The following is an 18,330-nucleotide window of genomic DNA, read 5'->3' as shown; positions in this document are numbered from 1 at the left end:
CGATCGGGCTACAGCGTGCGGGTCAGCCGGTCGGTGAGGATCTGGGCGAAGCGCGCCGGATCCTTCAACTCCCCGCCCTCGGCCAGCACCGCCGTGCCGTAGAGCAGTTCCGCGGTCTCCGACAGCTCGGGCACCTTGTCGGCGTCGGCGTCGTCCTTGCGGGTGAAGTAGGCGTCGCGCAGACCGGTGACCAGCGGGTGAGCCGGATTGAGCTCGAGAATCCGCTTGCTCTCCGGAACCGCCTGACCCGAGGCCCGGTACATCCGCTCCAGCATGGGGGTGAAGTCGTAGACATCACCGACCAGGCAGGCCGGGGAGGTGGTGAGCCGGTTGGTGAGGCGCACCTCCTTGACGCTCTCGTCCAGGGTTTTGCCGAGCCAGGTCAGCACATCGGCGAAATCCTTGTCCTGCTGTTCGCGCAGCGCCTCGGAGGCCTTCTTCTCCTCCTCGGTCTCCAGGTCGATCTCGCCCTTGGCGATGGACTGGAACGGTTTGCCGTCGAATTCGGTGACCGAACCGACCCACATCTCGTCCACCGGATCGGTCAGGATCAGCACCTCGCGGCCCTTGGCCTTGAATGCCTCGATATGCGGCGAGGATTCGATCTGCTGACGACTCTCGCCGGTCATGAAGTAGATCGAGTCCTGACCTTCGGCCATCCGCTCGACGTACTGCGCGAGGGTGGTCACCTCGGAATCCGAATGCGTCGACGCGAACGAGGAGACCTGCAACAGCGTCTCGCGATTGTCGAAATCCGAGAGCAGCCCCTCCTTGAGGACGCGGCCGAACTCCTTCCAGAAGGTCTGGTAGTTCGTCTGGTCCTCGGCGCCCTGGATGTCCTTGACCGTCGAGAGCACCTTCCGCACCAGGCGCTTGCGGATCATCTGGATCTGACGGTCCTGTTGCAGGATCTCGCGCGAGACGTTGAGCGAGAGGTCCTGCGCGTCCACCACGCCCTTGACGAAGCGCAGGTACTCCGGCATCAGCTCTTCGCAGTTGTCCATGATGAACACCCGCTTGACGTAGAGCTGCACGCCGCGCTTGTGATCGCGGGTGAACAGGTCGAACGGCGCGTGCGACGGGATGAACAGCAGCGCCTGGTATTCGAAGGTACCCTCGGCCTTCATCGGGATGATCTCGAGCGGATCGTCCCAGCCGTGGCTGACGTGCTTGTAGAACTCCTTGTACTCCTCGTCGCCGACCTCGCTCCTGGGGCGGGTCCACAGCGCCTTCATCGAGTTGAGGGTCTGATCCTCGACGATCACACGCTCGGTCTTCTCCTCGCCCTCTTCCCCGGAGTCCTCGGTGACGGTGCGCTCCACCTTCATGCGCACCGGCCAGGCGATGAAATCGGAGTACTTCTTCACGATTTCGCGGAGCTTCCACTCCTGCGTGTAATCGAAGAGGTGGTCGTCCTCGTCGGCGGGCTTGAGGTGCAGCGTGACCGTCGTGCCCTGGGGAGCCTCGTCCAGCGTCTCGATGGTGTAGGTCGACTGCCCCTCCGACTCCCAGCGGGTGCCTTCGGTCTCGCCCGCCTTGCGGGTGGTCAGGGCGACCTTGTCCGCGACCATGAACGTCGAGTAGAAGCCGATGCCGAACTGGCCGATGAGCTCCTCGGCCGCGGCGTCGGATTTGGCGTCGTTGAGTTTCTTGCGCAGTTCCGCGGTGCCGGACTTGGCGAGTGTGCCGATCAGGTCGACCACCTCGGCGCGGGACATGCCGATGCCGTTGTCCCGGACGGTGAGGATCCGCGTGTCCTTGTCGACCTCCAGTTCGACGTGTAGGTCGGAGGTGTCGACGTGCAGGTCCTTGTCCTTGTAGGACTCCAGCCGCAGCTTGTCCAAGGCGTCGGAAGCGTTCGAGATCAGCTCCCGCAGGAACGTGTCTTTGTTGGAGTAGACCGAGTGGATCATCAGCTCGAGAAGCTGATGGGTTTCGGCCTGGAACTCGAGTTGTTCGACATGCTCTGTCACAGTCGCGATGTTACCGCCGCCGCTCGGGCGACCTGATCGCGACCGCTGGTCAGACGCCTGCGCGGAAGTCAGCGAGCCCGGGCACCTCGAGATCGGCGCAGTGCGCGACCCGCTCGCGCGGATTCATCCACTCGCGCAGCACCATGGTCGCGCGCACGTCGTCCTCGTTGTATTCGAGCAGGCGGGTGCGCTGGGACAGGTCGGGTTCGGCGTCGTAGCCGACCGCGCGACGGTACCAGCCCATCGATGCCTCGCCGCCCGCCTCCGGATCACGCCAGGAGAAACCGGCCACCGGCGCGATCTTCTTCAGGCCCTTGCCGTTCGGGCAGATGAACTGCTCAGAGACGGCCTGGAACATGTCGACCCATTCGGGGCCGTCGACGAACGCGCGCACCTGTTCGACCGTCGGCACGCCCGGCATGCCCGCGAACCTGCGCGCGGACTCGTAGAGCCACTTGTCCTCGGCGGTACGCGAATAGCAGTAGGCGGCAAAGGTTTTCCCGCTGGTGGCGGCCTCGGCGCGCACCGTCATCAGCCAGGTCCAGAATTCGCCGAAGGAACGGCCCTCATCCTCGGTCGGCAGCGGGTCCCAGCTCAGGAACGGCCGGTAGACCCCGTCGAGCAGCGTGCCCCACAGGTAGGCGCCGTATTCCTGGTAGCTCTCCAGATCGACGTCGACCTCGACGTCGGCGCGGCGGACGTAGACCCGGTCCATCCTGCGCACCAGCGGCGCGCCCGCGAGCCAGGCCCGCGCGGTGACGACGGCCTCGTCGAACGGGCCGTGCTGCCAGTCCTCGGGGTCGGGGCCGACCCAGGCGGCGAGATCGTCGATGGTCCGCACCCCGTGCCCGCGCAGGACCTCGGCGCGCGAGCCGGGCGCGACCAGGCTGACGTCGTGGTGTTCGGCCAGCCAGCCCTCGCAGCCGCGCCCGCCGTCGACGCCGCGGTTCCACCACGGGCACTGACGGCATTCGGGCACCTTCGACGGCACGGTCGGCAGTTCGTTGCGCACCACGGCGATGCGGTCGGCGTAGCGGTGGTCGTAGTCGGCGAGGACGGGGCCCAGATCGTGGACGAGGATCCGGTCCGGATCGTAGCGGCGGGCGCCTTCGGGCCCGCGCCCGGAATTCTCACCGCCGACCTGTCCCTCGTTGCGACCGAATTGGTAGCCGATCACCCCGCCGACCAGCGCCGGACTGGCGAGCCCGTGGCGTTGCAGCATCCGGTACAGGTGCGCGAGACGTTGCTGATCGCGGGGCTGCTGACGCAGTTTCCGGTGCGGATCGGGCCGGGGATCCCAGCGATAGGGGTCCGAGGTGGTCGGATGGAAATCGGCCGGTTCGGGTCTGCGCGGATCGGTCACCTTGTGATTGACGACGATCACCGGGATGTAGCCGCCCCGATCGTGGTCGCGCAGCAGGATTTCCGCGCCGCCGCGCCTTCCGGTATCGGGTTCCTGTGGCAGCAGCCCGCCCCAGATGTGTTTGCCGCCCGCCGCGCACGCCCGAATGGTCGCCTCGGCGCGCTCGGTGGCGCGCAGACTCGGATCGATCACGACCCAGCCGTCCGGATCGGCGCCGATCAGCGCCTCGCGCACCCGATTGCGGTGTTCGGCCGCGGCTTCGCGCCGCTGGCGCACACCGGGATCCTCCACCACACCGGTCAGCAGATGGGGGTGGGCGGAGTTCAGATGCAGCCGATGTCGGCACCCGATCAGTGCCCGCGCGTCGATGAAAGCCACCGGGCCGCCGACCGCCTGCCGATTGCCGGCCATGCCGTCGTCTACGCGACCCTCGCGGTCACCGATGCCCGAATTCACGTATGCAGTATGGTCCCTGCCTCCGACAACTCCGCGCACCGCATGACCGGCCCACCCCGGCGCTGACATGCACCGCTCACCCCCTCGCGACGGGGGACGACAACCCGATAGGGTTACGACAAACCGTGTGACATGGGCGGAAGGGCGTTCCCCGACGTCCTACTGCCATGGCAAACCAGCATGACGGAGGGCCTTCGATGGGGTTGTTCACGAAGCGCAAGCGGCGTCCGAGCCGGCGGGCCGAGGCGAAAGCTCTCAAGCACAAGGCCGCGATGGAGGCCAAGCTCGGCGCGAGGAACGACCGCAAGGCCCAGCGCGCGCAGGCGCGTATCGAGCGCAAGGTCGCCAAGGCGCAGATCTCCACGTTGCAGGCCGAGGAGAAGGCCGCGCAGAAACTGGCGGCCAAGGCCGAGCGCGATCCGTTCAGCGCGAGCCAGGTTCGCAAATACCTCGGGGTGGCCCGGGTTCTCGTGCCGGTACTGGCTCCGCTCGCCTACCGGGGCGCGACCTTCGTGCGGGGACAGATCGATACCCGTCGCGCCCAGCAGCTCGGGATCGGCATCGACCAGCTCGGGGATTTCGCGGGTCACGGCGGCAAGCTCCAGGCGCGGATCGCCAATGTGGAATCGGCGCTGGGCAAGATCGAGGGTGAGGCCGACAACAAGAAGTTCGTCACCACCACCGCGGATCGCCTGGCCAGCCTGTCCGCGGCGGTGCGCACCGCCGAACAGATGCCCGCGCCGCGACGCAGGGCGGTGCACCAGTCGATATCCGACGAACTCTCCGGTGTCGAGGCGGACGTGCTCGCCCGCCTCGGCGTGAACTGACCACTGCCGAGATGCGGGACCCGGCACGACCTCACCGAGCGCGGCTCTCGCCGTGCCCGGTGACCGTCGTCCGGCCCCCCGGTGCTCCGAAGTGATGATGCGGCACGGGGATTCGGCCCGTGGCGGCACTGTCGGCGCGATGGTCGCGGCCCTCGCCGTCGCCGCGCACGGATGCGCGGGCGGCGGTTTCCCCGACTCCGCCGACGGCGCCGCGCTGATCCTGCTCTCGGTCGTCGCCGGAACCGTCGCCGCGCGCCTGCCGCTCGGCGGAGTCGGGGTGCTCGGCGCACTCGCGGCAGGTCAGTTCGCCGGTCACGTCGTACTGAGCGGGATGATCGGTCACGGTCATGCCGCGATCGCGCCGCCTCCGGTCCCGCTGCACGGCGGATGGATGCTGTTCGCGCACGGCCTGGCCACGGCCGTCGGCGGCGCGCTGATCCTGCTCGCACAGCGCCTCTACGATTTCGCCTGCGCCACCGTGCTCGCGGCGATCACCCGGCCCGTCGCCCCACCCCTCCCCCGTCTTCTCGGACCGGCGGCCACCGGCCCCGGACCGTCCCATGCTTCTCCGAACGGCGCGATCGGACCTCGCGCGCCGCCGGTGCCCGCTCGCTAGCTCGCACCATCTTCCCCTCGGAGAGAAAGCATTTCACCATGCGTAGTTCAGTTCTGCGTGCCTGCGGTGGCTCGGTGGCCGTCGTCGGACTCGTCCTGCTCGGCGGCGGCACCGCCGCCGCCCACGTGACCGCCGACGCCCCCGGCGCGGCACAGGGCGGGTATTCGGTCGTCACCTTCCGCGTCCCCACCGAATCGGAGACCGCGGCGACGACCGCGCTCACCGTCACCCTGCCCAATGTGAAAAGCGCACGTACCGAAGCCCTTCCCGGCTGGAGCGCCAAGGTCGACCGCAACGACAAATCCGAGGCGGTCGCCGTGACGTGGACCGCCGATCCCGGTGCGCCCGGCGTCGCGCCGGGCCAGTTCCAGCGCTTCGTCGTCTCGCTGGGCCCGCTGCCGAAGCAGGACACCATCAGCTTCCCCGCGAAGCAGACCTACAGCGACGGCAAGGTCGTCAGCTGGGATCAACCCGCCGGACCCGACGGCGCCGAACCCGAACATCCGGCACCGGCTCTCACCCTGACCGCGAGCGCGGGCGACGATCACCATGCCGCGGGCGCCGAACCGACGACCGAGGACACCGACGACACCGCGCGGTGGATCGGCGGCATCGGACTGGCCCTCGGATTGCTCGGCGTGGCGCTCGGCCTCGGCAACGTCCTGCGCGGACGTCGGTCGTGAAGCGCGGCACGAGGTTCCGGGCCGGTCGGGTGATGGCCGCGATGGTCGTCACCGGACTCGCGTTGCTCGGCAGCGGACTGGCGGCCGGACCAGCGGCGGCGCATTCGGCCCCGGTCTCCAGCGTGCCCGATGACGGTGCGACGGTCGACACCGCGCCCGCGCGCGCAAGTGTCACGTTCAACGAGGCCCTGCAATCGAATTTCCCGACGATGACGGTGGTCGGCCCCGACGGCAACCTGTGGTCCAAGGGTGAGCCCGTGGTCGACGGGAAAACCATCTCGGTCGAGGTCGGCGAACTCGGCCCCGCGGGCAAATACACCGTCGCGTTCCGGGTGACCTCCGCCGACGGCCATCCGGTGAGTGGTTTCAGGACGTTCACGCTGAGCACCGCCGGTCACGGCACGCCCGGCGCCGCGGCCGACGCCGCGGGCACATCCGACAGCGACGACGGCGGCGTCCCGCTGTGGGTCTTCATCGTCGGCGCCGTCGTGCTGTTCGGCGGCGGTCTGGCCTTCGCGCTGTTCGGCGGACGCGGACGCGAGAAGCGATAGGAACGCGACAGCGGTGAAGAGTGGGACGACCGGCGGCAGGGACGCGGTATCACTGCTGCTGATCGTCCCCGCCGGACTGCTCGGCGTCGGCCTGGCGTGGGTCCTCACCGCAGGTGACCTGCCCGCCCAGGCCGTGATCCGGGTGATCGCGGACTGCGTCGGCGCCACGGTGCTCGGGCTGGCGGCGCTGCCCCGGCTGCACCCACGACTCCAGCCACCGTGGCGGCTGCTGGCCGTCCTGGCCGGAATCTGGTGCGGTACCGAATTCGCGATCCTGCTGTTCGAGGCGGCCGACGTCGTCGGCGTGCCGCTGCGACGACTCGGCGCGGAGCAGTTCGGCACCTTCCTGACCGAGGTCAGCGCCGGGCAGGTCGGTATCGCGATCCTGCTCGGCACCGGCGCGACCGCGGGGTATTCGGCGCTGATCTACCGGCGCAGCGAGGCCGCGTCGACCGATCTCGTGCTGGTGTTCGCCGCCGTCGCGCTGATATTGCGTCCGATCACCGGGCATATGTCGCAGCAGTCCTTCGGTTCGGTGCTCGCGGCCGTGCACGCCCTCGCCGCGGCGGCCTGGTTCGGCCTGCTCGTTGCCTTGGCCTCGGTGGTGCGCTCGCGCGGTCAGTGGGCGACGGTGCTGCCCCGCTACTCGGCCGTCGCGCTGCCGTTGATCGCCGCGGTGGCGCTGACCGGAATCGTGAACGGACTCGTGCGCCTGGACGGACTCGGCCCGCTGCTGTCGACCGGTTACGGCCGGATCCTGCTCGCCAAGACGGTCGTACTCCTCGCACTGCTGGCGCTGGGCTGGTGGTGGCGACGCTCCTGGGTCGGGCGCGCCGCGGACCATCGCATGACCGCCGACGCGTCGTTGCGGCGAGCCGTGATGGAGGTGGCGGTGATGGCGGTCGCATTCGGTCTCGCGTCCGCGCTCGCCGTGACCGCCTGAAGGGCCGGACGGCGTCATCGGACCATGTGGCGACCTGTGGTAACCCGTTACAGTGGCCGATATGACCGAAGTGAAAATCGTCGCGGACTGCGCGGCGTCGGCCGAATCCGCGTTCCAGTACGTCAACGACTACCGGAATCTGCCGCACTTCCTGCACGGGATCGAATCGTTCACCCCGGTCGGCGATCGGATCGAAGGGCTCGGCGCGAGTTTCGACGGGCGCATCAAACTGGGCCCGGCCTCGCTGCGTTCGCACGTCGAAGTGAATCGGTGGGAGAAGGATTTCGCCATCGGCATCCGGTCGATCAAGGGGTTCGAGATCGATTCGACCTTCCTGTTCCACCCGAAAGGCGACGATCTGTGCACGATCGACGCCATCGTCGACTACCGGGTGCCCGGCGGTCTTGCCGGACGCGCGCTCGGCAAGACCATCGAACCGTTCGTGAAGATCACCGTGAAACACACGACGGATAATCTGATCCGGCAGATCGCCGAATTCCATCGCGGTCGCGACCGGAATCCGCGCTGACGATGACCGAGTCGCCCACCCCCACATTCGCGCAGCGGGTCGGATACATCTGCGGGAAAACCCTTCCCGCGTCGAAGTCGGGGTGGGTGCTGGCCGACCTGACCGGCCCAGGCGCCACCCGCCGCTATCTGACCCGCATTCTCCTCCCGATCATCCCGGTCCTGTGCCTGTTCCTGCTGCTGCCCGGACCGCTGTGGATGGGGCTGGCGATGATGGCGCTGCTCTACATCCCGCTGATCTATTTCACGGTGGCGCTGATGTACGTGTACCGGCGACACCGGCTGATCGGCCACGGACTCGATCCCGCCCTCGCCGATATCGACGCGCGCCGTCGCAGCGAGGCCGATCGGCTCGATTACGAACGCCGTCACGGCCGCGCCTGACCCGCGCGCACGGACCGCCCGCGCGTTTGCGGACACCCGGCGCGAATGGCACGTCGACACTGGCGGTGACCTGCACCACAGGCATAGCCTGAAGATATGAGAACTCCCACGATAGGGCAGCGGATCGCCTACGATCTGGGCCGCGAGCTTCCCCGGGAGCTGCACGAGTGGGTAGTCCACGACCTCGTCGGCCACGGGGCCATGGAACGCTACCTCGTTCGGTTCCTGGTTCCGATCATCCCGTTCTTCGCGCTGGTGCTGCTGTTTCCGGGCCCCATGCCACTCAAGATCGGCATGATCGTGATGATGATCATCCCGCTGGTCGTGTTCACGGTGTCGCTCAGTTACGTGTGGCGCCGCTTCCGACTCGCACAGCACGGTCTCGATCCGAATCTGCTCGACCACAACAAGATCTCCGAACATGACCGTGACATGTACGAACTGCGTTACGGGCACCGATAGCGACCGAACTCACTTCGGCGGCCCGCTGCCGGAACCGCGATTCGCGCCCCCTTAAGCTGGCAGCCGTGAGTGAATCCAACGCCGGCGAATCGACCGTGAGCGCCATCGGCACCGCCACCGCGGATCTCGCCGACGAGATCGGCCCGGACATCCGCAGCTGCGATACCCAGTTCATCCAGTTCGGAGGCCGGGCGGTGTTCTCCGGCCGGATCACCACCATCCGCTGCTTCCAGGACAATCTGCTGGTGAAGCAGACGTTGAGCGAACCCGGCAGCGGCGCGGTACTGGTCGTCGACGGTGGTGCGAGCGTGCACACCGCGCTGGTCGGCGACATCATCGCCGGACGCGGCGTCGACAACGGCTGGGCAGGGGTCATCGTCAACGGCGCGGTGCGCGATTCGGCCATCCTGCGGACCCTCGACATCGGTATCAAGGCCCTCGGCACCAACCCGCGCAAGAGCACGCAGACCGGAAGCGGCGAACGTGACGTCACCGTCGAATTCGGCGGTATCACCTTCGTTCCGGGTGAAATCCTCTACAGCGACCACGACGGCGTCGTGGTGCGCGCCGAGGACTGAACCTCACCGACTCGGCGCCACCCGGACCCGGTGCCCGGCCAGGACGACGATATCGCCCGCCTGTAGCTGCCGACCGCGGCGCAGTTCCACCTCGTCGTTGACTCGCACGAGGCCCGAGGCGATCACGGTCTTGGCTTCGGCGCCGGAGTCGATCAAGTTGGCCAGTTTCAGGAACTGCCCGAGCCGAATAACGTCGTCATCGATCGGCACATCGACTGCATCTGACATGGATATATCCTTACCCGCCCGGTATTCACGGGGTGAGCCAACCCCCGTGGACGGTGCGACGGACTCGGATAATCCGACATAGCGGACACCGCCTCGGCACGCCGATCCGGCACGCGACGCGACATCACGGGTGCCTTGAAGCACTGAGGGCACGGCACCGTACACACTGGTTATGTGACTACCACGCAAGCCGGTCATCGTGCGGACACCGAACCCGAGCGAGCCAGACCGACGCCGCCGGTCCCGCACCGGGGCCACGGCAGGCTTTCCGAGGTCCCGCACATCGCGGGACTGGTGCTCGGAATGTTCGCGACCATCTGCCTGCTGTGGAGCCTGTCGCCCGGATTGCGGTACCTGACCCAGGTACCGCGGCGCTACATCGACGACTACTACTTCGACGCGCCCGACACGAACCTGATGTGGGCCTTGCTCGTCGGCCTGCTCGCAGGCGCGCTGGCCAGCCGCAAGCGGATCGCCTGGTGGTTGCTCGTCGGCTACCTCGCCGTGTACGTGCTGTCCAACGCGCTGCTGTTCGCGGGCGAGGGCAATATCGACGCGCTGATCGCGATGCTGGTGCAACTCGCGGTGATCGGGGTGCTGATCGCGGCGTGGCCCGAGTTCTACACCAAGGTCAGACGCGGGGCGGGCTGGAAAGCGCTCGGCGTCCTGATCGGCGGACTCGCCATCGGCTGCCTGCTCGGCTGGGGCCTCGTCGAACTGTTCCCCGGAACGCTACCCAGCGGGTGGCAGCGGCCGGGGTGGGCGGTCTACCGGGTGACCGCAGCGATCCTGGTCGAGAACGAGCATTTCGACGGCCATCCCCGGCCCTTCGTCAACTTCCTGCTCGGCCTGCTCGGCGCGATCGCCCTGATCGCCGCGGTCGTGGTGCTGCTGCGCTCCCAGCGCGCCGAGAACGCGATGACGGGTATCGACGAATCCGCCATTCGCGGGCTGCTCGAACGTTCCGATGTCGAGGATTCCCTCGGCTACTTCGCGACCCGCCGCGACAAGGCGGTGGTCTTCGCACCCAACGGCAAGGCTGCCATCACCTACCGCGTCGAATTGGGCGTCTGTCTCGCCAGCGGCGACCCCATCGGCCTGCGCGAGGTGTGGCCGCAGGCGATCGACGCCTGGCTGCGGCTGGCCGACCAATTCGGGTGGGCGCCCGCGGTGATGGGCGCGAGCGAATTCGGCGCGCAGGCCTACCGCAGGGCCGGACTGTCCGCGCTGCGCCTCGGCGACGAGGCCATCCTCGACACCAGGCATTTCTCGCTGGCCGGGCCGGAGATGAAACAGGTGCGCCAGGCGGCCAACCGACTACGCAAACACGGCATCACCGTGCGGATCAGACGGCATCGCGATATCACCGCCGAACAGTTCACCCACATCATGGCCAGGGCGGACGCGTGGCGTGACACCGAGACCGAACGTGGTTTCTCGATGGCCCTCGGCAGGCTCGGTGACCCGCTCGACGGCGACTGTCTGCTGGTGGAGGCGGTGAACGGTCAGGACCGGCCGTTGGCCGTGTTGTCGCTGGTGCCGTGGGGCCGGACCGGCGCGTCGCTGGAGTTGATGCGGCGCGATCCGCAGAGTCCGAACGGCGTGATGGAGCTGATGATCTCCCAGCTCGCGCTGAACTCCGAACAGTTCGGCATCACCAGGGTCTCGCTGAATTTCGCTGTGTTCCGCTCGGTCTTCGAAGAAGGCGGGCGTATCGGCGCCGGGCCGGTCCTGCGGATGTGGCGCGGTGTGCTGCTGTTCTTCTCGCGCTGGTGGCAGCTGGAAGCGCTGTACCGATCCAATGTGAAATACCAGCCGAACTGGGTGCCGCGTTTCTTCCTTTTCGAAGAACGCAGGCAGTTGCCGCGCGTCGCGACGGCCTGTGGGCTCGCCGAGGGGTTCCTGCCGCGTCTCGGCAAGGATCCCGAGACGACGGTGCACACCGGAGTGCGTCGCGCGGTACCGGATACCGTCACCGGGCTGCACGCCGACGGCACCCCACCGGACCTACCGGAAACCGAACTGGCCGAACAGCTCCCGCGCCGCCCCGAACAGGTGCGGGTGCGCATGGACAAACTCGACAGGATGACCGAGGCGGGCGTCGATCCCTACCCGGTCGCCTATCCCCCGACCCATACCGTCGCGGCGGCGCGGCAGTCACCGCGCGGCACCACCGTCCGCGTATGCGGCAGGCTGCTCCGCATCCGCGACTACGGCGGCGTCATCTTCGCGGTGGTGCGCGACTGGACCGACGATATCCAGCTGGTCATCGACCGGGACCGGGTCGGCGCCGAACGCAGCGCGGAATTCGGCGAGTATTTCGACCTCGGCGACCTCATCGAGGTCAGCGGTCAGATCGGGCTCAGCCGCAACGGCGAGCTTTCGCTGCTCGCGGCGGACTGGCGGATGAACGGCAAATGCCTGCACCCGCTGCCCGACAAGTGGAAGGGCCTGGCCGACCCCGAGGCCAAGGTCCGCCAGCGCTATGTCGACATGGCGATCAACCCGGAGGCACGGGTGGTGCTGGCCAAACGCAGCTCGGTGGTCCGCTCACTGCGGGATTCGCTCAACACCTGGGGTTATCTGGAGGTCGAGACGCCGATCCTGCAACAGGTGCACGGCGGCGCCAACGCGACTCCCTTCATCACCCACATCAACGCCTACGATCTCGACCTGTATCTGCGTATCGCCCCCGAGCTGTATCTCAAACGGCTCTGCGTCGGCGGGATGGAGAAGGTGTTCGAACTCGGCCGGACCTTCCGCAACGAGGGCGTCGACTTCAGCCACAACCCCGAGTTCACCATCCTCGAGGCCTACGAGGCGCACAGCGACTACGAGCGGATGATGCACACCTGCCGCACGCTCATCCAGAACGCGGCGCTGGCCGCCAACGGCGCCGTGGTGGCCCTGCGCCCCAACGACGACGGCGACTTCGACGAGGTCGACATCTCCGGCGAGTGGGCGGTGAAGACGGTGCACGGCGCGGTCTCCGAAGCCATCGGCACCGAGATCACCCCGCGGACCGAACTTCCCGAACTGCGCGCACTGTGCGACCAGGCCGAGGTCACCTACCAGCACGGGTGGGACGCCGGGCAGGTGGTGCTGGAGATGTACGAGCACCTGGTCGAATCGCGCACCGAGGCGCCGACCTTCTACATCGACTTCCCCACCTCGGTCTCCCCGCTCACCCGCGCGCATCGCAGCATCCCCGGTGTCGCCGAACGCTGGGATCTGGTCGCGTGGGGCGTCGAGTTGGGCACCGCCTACAGCGAACTCACCGATCCGGTCGAACAGCGGCGCAGGCTCACCGAACAGTCGACGCTCGCCGCCAATGGCGACCCGGAGGCCATGGAACTCGATGAGGATTTCCTCCAGGCGCTCGAACACGCGATGCCGCCCACCGGCGGACTCGGCATGGGCGTCGACCGGATCGTCATGCTGATCACCGGCCGCAGCATCCGCGAGACCCTGCCGTTCCCACTCGTGAAACCGCGCTGAACAAGGTTCTCGAGATGAGGGATTCATGGCCGATCGGTTAACGCGGAACGTCACAGCCCGATAACCTTGGTGATTCGGTACCGGGAGGAAGCCGACACTTCGGAATGGGGAATACATGTATCTCGATCTGCTGACCAACGCGAGCCTGCTGGATCACTCGGTATGGGCGAGCCCGGACATCTGGGCGTCCGACACTTTCAACACCGCGCTCGACCTCGCCGCCAAGAAGAAGAAAAAGAGCAGCAAGGGCGGACTGATCGGCGTCATCTGCTGCGTGCTCGTCGTCGTCGCGATCATCGTCGGCATCGTCTACTTCACCAAGCGCAAGAAGAACTGACCGACGCACGCCCGATTCGACGGTCCCGACGCCTCCGCGATCCCGGCCGTCGATTCGCCCACCCGCCGCAGATCGGAGATGGTGTGCGCATCGGGCAGGCTGTTCGGCCTGGGACCTAGAGTCGATCGATACCGGTCAGATCGATTTCCATGGCGAAGGGCACACTCGATTCGAGCCGATCGTGGTGAATTCCGGTGAGCGCGTACACACTCGTGGCCGGGTCGCGCTCGTAGACATAGACCACCGGACGGCCGTCGGCATTTTCGACGCGCCAGAAATGAGCGATCCCGGCACGTGCGTACAACTGCGGTTTGCGCTCGCGATCTCTGGTTCGCGATTCGGGGGAGACCACCTCGACCACCAGCAACACGTCTTCGGCGGTGAAAAATGTTCGCTGCGGATCGCCGACAGCGCCGGCGCGAAGAACCAGAACATCCGGCTCGGGTCGTTGATCGCGCCCGAGGGTCACCGTCATCTCCCGCCGCACCCGCATCGCCTCCGGTGCCCAACGGCGCAGCGCGTTCTCCAACAGGGAGATGGCGAGCATGCGGAACTCCGCCTGCGGACTCACGAAGACGAGGCTCCCGTCGATCAATTCGGTGTGCGGCGGCAGGTCGGGCAGGCGATCTAGATCCTCGGCGACGAACCCGCCGGGTGGCGGTCGAAGCCACTGCGGAAACGGCTCGACGGTCATAGCGTCGAGTATGTCAACAGCACAGATCCCATCGGAAGTGTTCGACCGGTCTCGTTCTCTGCCGAGCGTCGGGACCGATCCGGGTAGCCGATGCCTGCTGTGGCGGTCGCTCGGGGATGCGGCAGAGTGTCGGGGGTGCAGTTGATTCTCGTTCGCCATGCCCAGCCGCGTCGGACCACGAGCGCCGACGGCCCCGCCGATCCCGAATTGTCGGAGATCGGGTGGGAGCAGGCGCGGCGGGTACCCGCCGCGTTGAGCAGGCATCGGGTCGCGCGGGTGCTGAGCAGTCCGCAGCGGCGGGCGCGCGAGACCGCCGAACCGACGGCGGCGAAACTGGGGCTGGACGTCGGAATCGTCCATGATCTGGCCGAATACGATCGGGATCTGCCCTCGTACGTCCCGATCGAGGACGCCAAACTGGAATTCCAGGCGGTATACGAGCGGATCAAGGCCGGATTCCTGCCCGAACAGATCGACGGGCCCGCTTTCATCTCGCGGGTTCGCGACGCGGTCACCGAGATCGCCGCGGCCACCGATCCCGCCGATACCGTGGTGGCCTTCGCGCACGGGGGTGTGATCAATGTCCTGCTCCAGGACGTTCTCGGGCTCGCGCGCCCGCTGACCTTCCCGATCGACTACGGGTCGATCACCCGGATCCTGTTCTCGCGCACCGGTCGACGCACGGCCGCGACCGTCAACGAGAACGGGCACGTCTGGGATCTGCTGCCCCGCAACATCGACGCCCGACAGCGCGGGTGAGCCGGGGAGCATTCGCCGATACACAGGTGATTGCCAGGTGGATCGCACCGCGATCCCAGCGACGGAATCTTCGATGGAATCCGTGAGCCGCCGCACCGCGACTCACGTTCCGTAGGAAAGGAATTTCGTTGCTCTCCACGACATCGTCAACATTCCGGCGCCGCTTCGCCCAGGTCGCCGTGGCAGGCGCACTGGCCGCCGTACCGATCGGAGCTCTCGCCGCCACCGCCTCCGCCGAGGCTCTAGAGTCCACCGCCTCCGCCGAGGCTCCGGAACCCACCGCCGACGTCACGGTCGGGCCCGCCGACGCGGTAGGTGGCGAGATCGCCGACCGCCCGCATCGCGGCGACCACGACGGCCCGCGGGTGCGGTTCCACCATCCCGGTGATCACCCCGGCGACCACCGCGGTCCGGACGGCCCGCCCAACTTCTTCCTGCCGCCGAGCCTGCCGACGGGTTCGGCCGGCTGACAACGAGTTCCCGGACGACAGAAGGGCCCACCTCCGACATGGAGGTGGGCCCTTCCGCTGGGTGCGGGGAGTGGCGGTGATCAGGCCATTCCGGCGATCCAGTTGCGCATCCAACTGGTGGCGGTCTGGCCGCCGCCGACGTTGTAGCTGCCGTAGACCGTGTGGGCCTGCGACCGGTAGAAACGCTCGAGATCCTTGGCCCGCTGCTCGTTCGCGGCGTCGGTGAGCTGCGAACCGAGGGCGGGCATCCCGCCGTGCGACATCAGATCGTTGATGATGGCCCCGGCCTCGAGCTGGTAGCGCCAGATGTTGGCGGGGTTGGCATCCGAACTCTGGGCGAGGAATCCGGCAAACCTGGTGACGAAATCCTCGGTGGCGGTGGCGCAGTAGAGGTCTTCGGCCGCGCAGATGGTCCGGGTGCGGTCGCTGACGAAGCCGAATCCGCCGACCCGCGCACCGCCCGCGCCCGCACCGGGTGCGGGCGGGCCGATCTGGATGTCGGTGGGCGAACGGCGCGGATCGGAGATCAGGCCCACGCCGGAGATGCGTTCCGGGCGAACGGTGCCGACGCCGGTGCCGATCTCGGCGGCGAGATCACCGGCGGCATCGGCGCCCTGGCTGTATCCGACCAGGGCGATCTGGGTGGCGCCGCAGCGCTGTGCCATAGCCGTGACCAGCCCGCGCGCGCCGTCGGTCGCTTCCTTCTTGGAAGCGCCGTAGACATCGCCCTCCCACGGGAAGGCGGTGGCCGCGTAGGTGACGTAGTCGACGTCGACCGAGGACGGCAGCCCCCTGGTGACACCGGCCAGCATGCCCGGCTGCGGCGTCTTGTCGTGGCCGGTCTCCCAGGTACCGGGAATGGCGACCACATAGAGACTGGGGCAACTGTCCGCGACGGCGGAACCACTGCCGATTACCAGGCCGGACGCAATCGATACCGACGCACCGACGGCCGCGACAACCCTCTTCAAGCGCATTCTGCTCCAGTTCGAACTTCGCCCCTACGGGCAACCCCGACAAGTGTGTTTGCGCTAACCATGCTGATCTCGACGAATGTCATTTCAGTGCACAACGGGTTAACTGAAGTGGTCCGCCGATATGAGATGCACGCCCGAACTACATCCCACCAGCCACGTAGCGCATCGCTGATAACAATAGAGGCACGGCGGCGGCGACGCCATTCGAACTCGCCGACGTGTCCGATTCCCGTCGGAAACCGTCCGACCGGTCCCATCGGTGACGAGCGATGCTGTGCGAGATCGACTTCCACACCGGCGACGCACGACGGAACACCGACGGCCGACGGAATCGAGGGGCTCGTGAAATGTCCGTTATAGCGAGCGATTCCGATCACATTCGGGTATCCGTGACGCGAAGTCACGATCTTGATCTGCTATTTCGATAAATCGACAGCTATCGATTTCCACGATGGAATGGGCACCCCTCGGACGCGAACGGCGCCCGCGGACCGGGTCCACGGGCGCCGTCGAGTGGCGAGGGTCAGCGCTGGGCGACCATCGTCGGGGTGATCGGCGAGGGCAGCGCGGTCTCACCCTCCAGGTAGTTGTCCACCGCGGCCGCGGCGGCGCGACCTTCGGCGATGGCCCACACGATCAGCGACTGGCCGCGACCCATGTCACCGGCGACGAAGACGCCGGGCACATTGGTCGACCAGCTCTTGTCGCGCTGGACATTGCCACGCTGGTCGTAGCCGACGCCGAGATCCTCGAGCAGACCCCGCTTCTCGGGTCCGACGAAGCCCATGGCCAGCAGCACCAGATCCGCCTCCAGGGTGAATTCGGTGCCGTCGACCTTCTCGAAACGGCCGTTGACCATCTTGACCTCGTGCGCTTCCAGGCCGGTGACCTTGCCGTCCGCTCCGACGAAACGTTCGGTGTTCACCGAGAACAGCCGTTCGCCGCCCTCCTCGTGCGCCGAGGCGACCCGGTACATGAGCGGGTAGGTCGGCCACGGGGTCGAGGAGGCACGCTCCTCCGGCGGACGCGGCATGATCTCGAACTGGTGGATCGACGCCGCGCCCTGGCGGTGCGAGGTGCCGAGGCAGTCCGCTCCGGTGTCGCCGCCACCGATGATGATGACCTTCTTGCCGTTGGCATGTACCGGCGGCAGGCCGTCGGCATCGGCCACATCGTCACCGAGCTGCACCCGGTTGGCCCACGGCAGGAATTCCATCGCCTGGTGGATGCCGTCGAGTTCACGGCCCGGGATCGGCAGATCACGGGCCAGGGTGGCGCCGCCGGAGAGCACGACCGCGTCGAACCGCTCACGCAGTTGTTCGGCGGTGATATCGACACCGACGTTCACGCCGGTCTTGAAGATGGTGCCCTCGGCCTCCATCTGCGCCATCCGGCGGTCGATGAAACGCTTCTCCATCTTGAATTCCGGAATGCCGTAGCGCAGCAGACCGCCGATGCGATCGGCACGCTCGAAAACCGTCACGGTATGACCCGCACGGGTGAGCTGCTGCGCGGCGGCCATACCCGCCGGACCGGAACCGACGACGGCCACCTTCTTGCCGGTGATCCGGGTCGGGTACACCGGGGAGACCCAGCCCTCGTCGAAGGCGTTCTCGATGAGTTCGACCTCGACCTGCTTGATGGTCACCGGATCCTGGTTGATCCCGAGCACGCAGGACGCCTCGCACGGCGCGGGGCACAGCCTGCCGGTGAATTCCGGGAAGTTGTTCGTCGCGTGCAGACGGTCGATGCCGTCGCGCCACTGTCCCCGGTAGACCAGGTCGTTCCACTCCGGGATGAGGTTGCCCAGCGGACAACCGTTGTGACAGAACGGGATACCGCAATCCATGCAGCGGCTGGCCTGACGCTGGAGGGTCTTGTGTTCGAAACCCTCCTCGTAGACCTCTTTCCAGTCCATCAGACGCAGCGGAACCGGACGGCGTGTCGGCAGTTCCCGCGATGTGTGCTTCAGAAATCCCTGCGGGTCAGCCACGAGCGGCCTC

Annotated in this window: 19 protein-coding genes; 13 read left to right on the top strand and 6 right to left on the bottom strand. The window is 67.3% G+C overall.

All coding sequences use genetic code 11. From position 1 onward, the window contains the following. Positions 1-8: 8 nt before the first annotated feature. Together htpG and OG225_RS34750 are read right to left on the bottom strand one after the other, a co-directional pair. The gene (htpG, locus tag OG225_RS34755) at positions 9-1,973 is read right to left on the bottom strand and encodes a molecular chaperone HtpG (RefSeq protein ID WP_405179007.1); all 1,965 of its coding nucleotides are present in this window, start codon (positions 1,971-1,973) and stop codon (positions 9-11) included. A 49-nt stretch (positions 1,974-2,022) separates the two neighbouring features. After that, positions 2,023-3,747 (bottom strand): TM0106 family RecB-like putative nuclease, encoded by a 1,725-nt coding sequence (locus OG225_RS34750; RefSeq protein WP_405183467.1) that lies wholly within the window; start codon positions 3,745-3,747, stop codon positions 2,023-2,025. Between the two features lie 242 nt (positions 3,748-3,989). Here OG225_RS34750 and OG225_RS34745 point away from each other — a divergent pair, with 242 nt between their 5' ends. The 9 genes from OG225_RS34745 (at position 3,990) to rraA (ending at position 9,364) form a co-directional block, all read left to right on the top strand. Continuing rightward, positions 3,990-4,619, top strand: coding sequence for a DUF6474 family protein (locus OG225_RS34745; protein ID WP_216917433.1), 630 nt, complete (start codon positions 3,990-3,992; stop codon positions 4,617-4,619). Positions 4,620-4,758: 139 nt separating this feature from the next. Next, complete coding sequence (locus OG225_RS34740; RefSeq protein WP_405179006.1) at positions 4,759-5,235, top strand: hypothetical protein; 477 nt, start codon at positions 4,759-4,761, stop codon at positions 5,233-5,235. Positions 5,236-5,273: 38 nt separating this feature from the next. Next, positions 5,274-5,918, top strand: a complete 645-nt coding sequence (locus tag OG225_RS34735) for a YcnI family protein (protein WP_216915269.1) — start codon at positions 5,274-5,276, stop codon at positions 5,916-5,918. A 32-nt stretch (positions 5,919-5,950) separates the two neighbouring features. Further along, positions 5,951-6,469 (top strand): copper resistance protein CopC, encoded by a 519-nt coding sequence (locus OG225_RS34730; RefSeq protein WP_405183466.1) that lies wholly within the window; start codon positions 5,951-5,953, stop codon positions 6,467-6,469. Between the two features lie 13 nt (positions 6,470-6,482). Beyond that, positions 6,483-7,412: a copper resistance D family protein gene (locus OG225_RS34725; protein WP_405179005.1), complete on the top strand. Its 930-nt coding sequence runs from the start codon at positions 6,483-6,485 to the stop codon at positions 7,410-7,412. A 61-nt stretch (positions 7,413-7,473) separates the two neighbouring features. Further along, positions 7,474-7,941 (top strand): SRPBCC family protein, encoded by a 468-nt coding sequence (locus OG225_RS34720; protein WP_405179004.1) that lies wholly within the window; start codon positions 7,474-7,476, stop codon positions 7,939-7,941. 2 nt (positions 7,942-7,943) lie between these two features. Beyond that, complete coding sequence (locus OG225_RS34715; protein WP_405179003.1) at positions 7,944-8,324, top strand: DUF5313 family protein; 381 nt, start codon at positions 7,944-7,946, stop codon at positions 8,322-8,324. A gap of 96 nt (positions 8,325-8,420) precedes the next feature. Further along, positions 8,421-8,786 carry a DUF5313 family protein gene (locus tag OG225_RS34710; RefSeq protein WP_405179002.1) on the top strand — a complete coding sequence of 122 codons (366 nt, stop codon included), beginning with the start codon at positions 8,421-8,423 and terminating at the stop codon, positions 8,784-8,786. A 65-nt stretch (positions 8,787-8,851) separates the two neighbouring features. After that, positions 8,852-9,364, top strand: a complete 513-nt coding sequence (gene rraA / locus OG225_RS34705) for a ribonuclease E activity regulator RraA (protein ID WP_405179001.1) — start codon at positions 8,852-8,854, stop codon at positions 9,362-9,364. A gap of 3 nt (positions 9,365-9,367) precedes the next feature. On the opposite strand, the gene OG225_RS34700 is transcribed toward rraA, so the two are convergent. Further along, on the bottom strand, positions 9,368-9,592 hold the full coding sequence (locus OG225_RS34700) for an RNA-binding S4 domain-containing protein (RefSeq protein WP_216915281.1): 225 nt from the start codon (positions 9,590-9,592) through the stop codon (positions 9,368-9,370). A 174-nt stretch (positions 9,593-9,766) separates the two neighbouring features. Here OG225_RS34700 and lysX point away from each other — a divergent pair, with 174 nt between their 5' ends. Then, the gene (gene lysX, locus OG225_RS34695; RefSeq protein ID WP_405179000.1) at positions 9,767-13,090 is read left to right on the top strand and encodes a bifunctional lysylphosphatidylglycerol synthetase/lysine--tRNA ligase LysX; all 3,324 of its coding nucleotides are present in this window, start codon (positions 9,767-9,769) and stop codon (positions 13,088-13,090) included. A 115-nt stretch (positions 13,091-13,205) separates the two neighbouring features. Then, positions 13,206-13,427, top strand: a complete 222-nt coding sequence (locus OG225_RS34690) for a hypothetical protein (RefSeq protein WP_357780242.1) — start codon at positions 13,206-13,208, stop codon at positions 13,425-13,427. Between the two features lie 115 nt (positions 13,428-13,542). Here the strand turns inward: OG225_RS34690 and OG225_RS34685 are convergent, their stop codons facing one another. Beyond that, a complete protein-coding gene (locus OG225_RS34685) occupies positions 13,543-14,121 on the bottom strand; it encodes a Uma2 family endonuclease (RefSeq protein ID WP_405178999.1) in 579 nt (192 codons plus the stop codon). A gap of 135 nt (positions 14,122-14,256) precedes the next feature. Here OG225_RS34685 and OG225_RS34680 point away from each other — a divergent pair, with 135 nt between their 5' ends. Together OG225_RS34680 and OG225_RS34675 are read left to right on the top strand one after the other, a co-directional pair. After that, positions 14,257-14,880: a histidine phosphatase family protein gene (locus tag OG225_RS34680; protein ID WP_405178998.1), complete on the top strand. Its 624-nt coding sequence runs from the start codon at positions 14,257-14,259 to the stop codon at positions 14,878-14,880. Positions 14,881-15,008: 128 nt separating this feature from the next. Further along, complete coding sequence (locus tag OG225_RS34675) at positions 15,009-15,350, top strand: hypothetical protein (RefSeq protein ID WP_405178997.1); 342 nt, start codon at positions 15,009-15,011, stop codon at positions 15,348-15,350. 80 nt (positions 15,351-15,430) lie between these two features. Here OG225_RS34675 and OG225_RS34670 read toward each other — a convergent pair whose 3' ends face one another. Next, positions 15,431-16,327, bottom strand: coding sequence for a cutinase family protein (locus tag OG225_RS34670; RefSeq protein ID WP_405178996.1), 897 nt, complete (start codon positions 16,325-16,327; stop codon positions 15,431-15,433). Between the two features lie 523 nt (positions 16,328-16,850). Beyond that, entirely contained in the window at positions 16,851-18,320 is a 1,470-nt protein-coding gene (locus OG225_RS34665) for a glutamate synthase subunit beta (protein WP_405178995.1), read from the bottom strand. Positions 18,321-18,330: the final 10 nt, after the last annotated feature.

Origin of the sequence: Nocardia sp. NBC_01377 (genome assembly GCF_045040005.1) — a bacterium.
Taxonomy (GTDB): Bacteria; Actinomycetota; Actinomycetes; order Mycobacteriales; family Mycobacteriaceae; genus Nocardia; species Nocardia noduli.
The sequence above is the reverse complement of the archived record's forward strand: the minus strand, read 5'-3'. Positions and strand labels throughout refer to the sequence as shown.

Bases quoted from the DNA above. Each gene is read 5' to 3' on its own strand.
- OG225_RS34740 (WP_405179006.1), top strand. From the start codon at position 4,759: ATGGTCGCGGCCCTCGCCGTCGCCGCGCACGGATGCGCGGGCGGCGGT.
- OG225_RS34690 (WP_357780242.1), top strand. From the start codon at position 13,206: ATGTATCTCGATCTGCTGACCAACGCGAGCCTGCTGGATCACTCGGTA.
- OG225_RS34730 (WP_405183466.1), top strand. From the start codon at position 5,951: ATGGCCGCGATGGTCGTCACCGGACTCGCGTTGCTCGGCAGCGGACTG.
- OG225_RS34710 (WP_405179002.1), top strand. From the start codon at position 8,421: ATGAGAACTCCCACGATAGGGCAGCGGATCGCCTACGATCTGGGCCGC.
- OG225_RS34735 (WP_216915269.1), top strand. From the start codon at position 5,274: ATGCGTAGTTCAGTTCTGCGTGCCTGCGGTGGCTCGGTGGCCGTCGTC.
- OG225_RS34700 (WP_216915281.1), bottom strand. From the start codon at position 9,592: ATGTCAGATGCAGTCGATGTGCCGATCGATGACGACGTTATTCGGCTC.
- OG225_RS34685 (WP_405178999.1), bottom strand. From the start codon at position 14,121: ATGACCGTCGAGCCGTTTCCGCAGTGGCTTCGACCGCCACCCGGCGGG.
- OG225_RS34720 (WP_405179004.1), top strand. From the start codon at position 7,474: ATGACCGAAGTGAAAATCGTCGCGGACTGCGCGGCGTCGGCCGAATCC.
- OG225_RS34715 (WP_405179003.1), top strand. From the start codon at position 7,944: ATGACCGAGTCGCCCACCCCCACATTCGCGCAGCGGGTCGGATACATC.
- OG225_RS34670 (WP_405178996.1), bottom strand. From the start codon at position 16,327: ATGCGCTTGAAGAGGGTTGTCGCGGCCGTCGGTGCGTCGGTATCGATT.
- OG225_RS34750 (WP_405183467.1), bottom strand. From the start codon at position 3,747: ATGGCCGGCAATCGGCAGGCGGTCGGCGGCCCGGTGGCTTTCATCGAC.
- OG225_RS34745 (WP_216917433.1), top strand. From the start codon at position 3,990: ATGGGGTTGTTCACGAAGCGCAAGCGGCGTCCGAGCCGGCGGGCCGAG.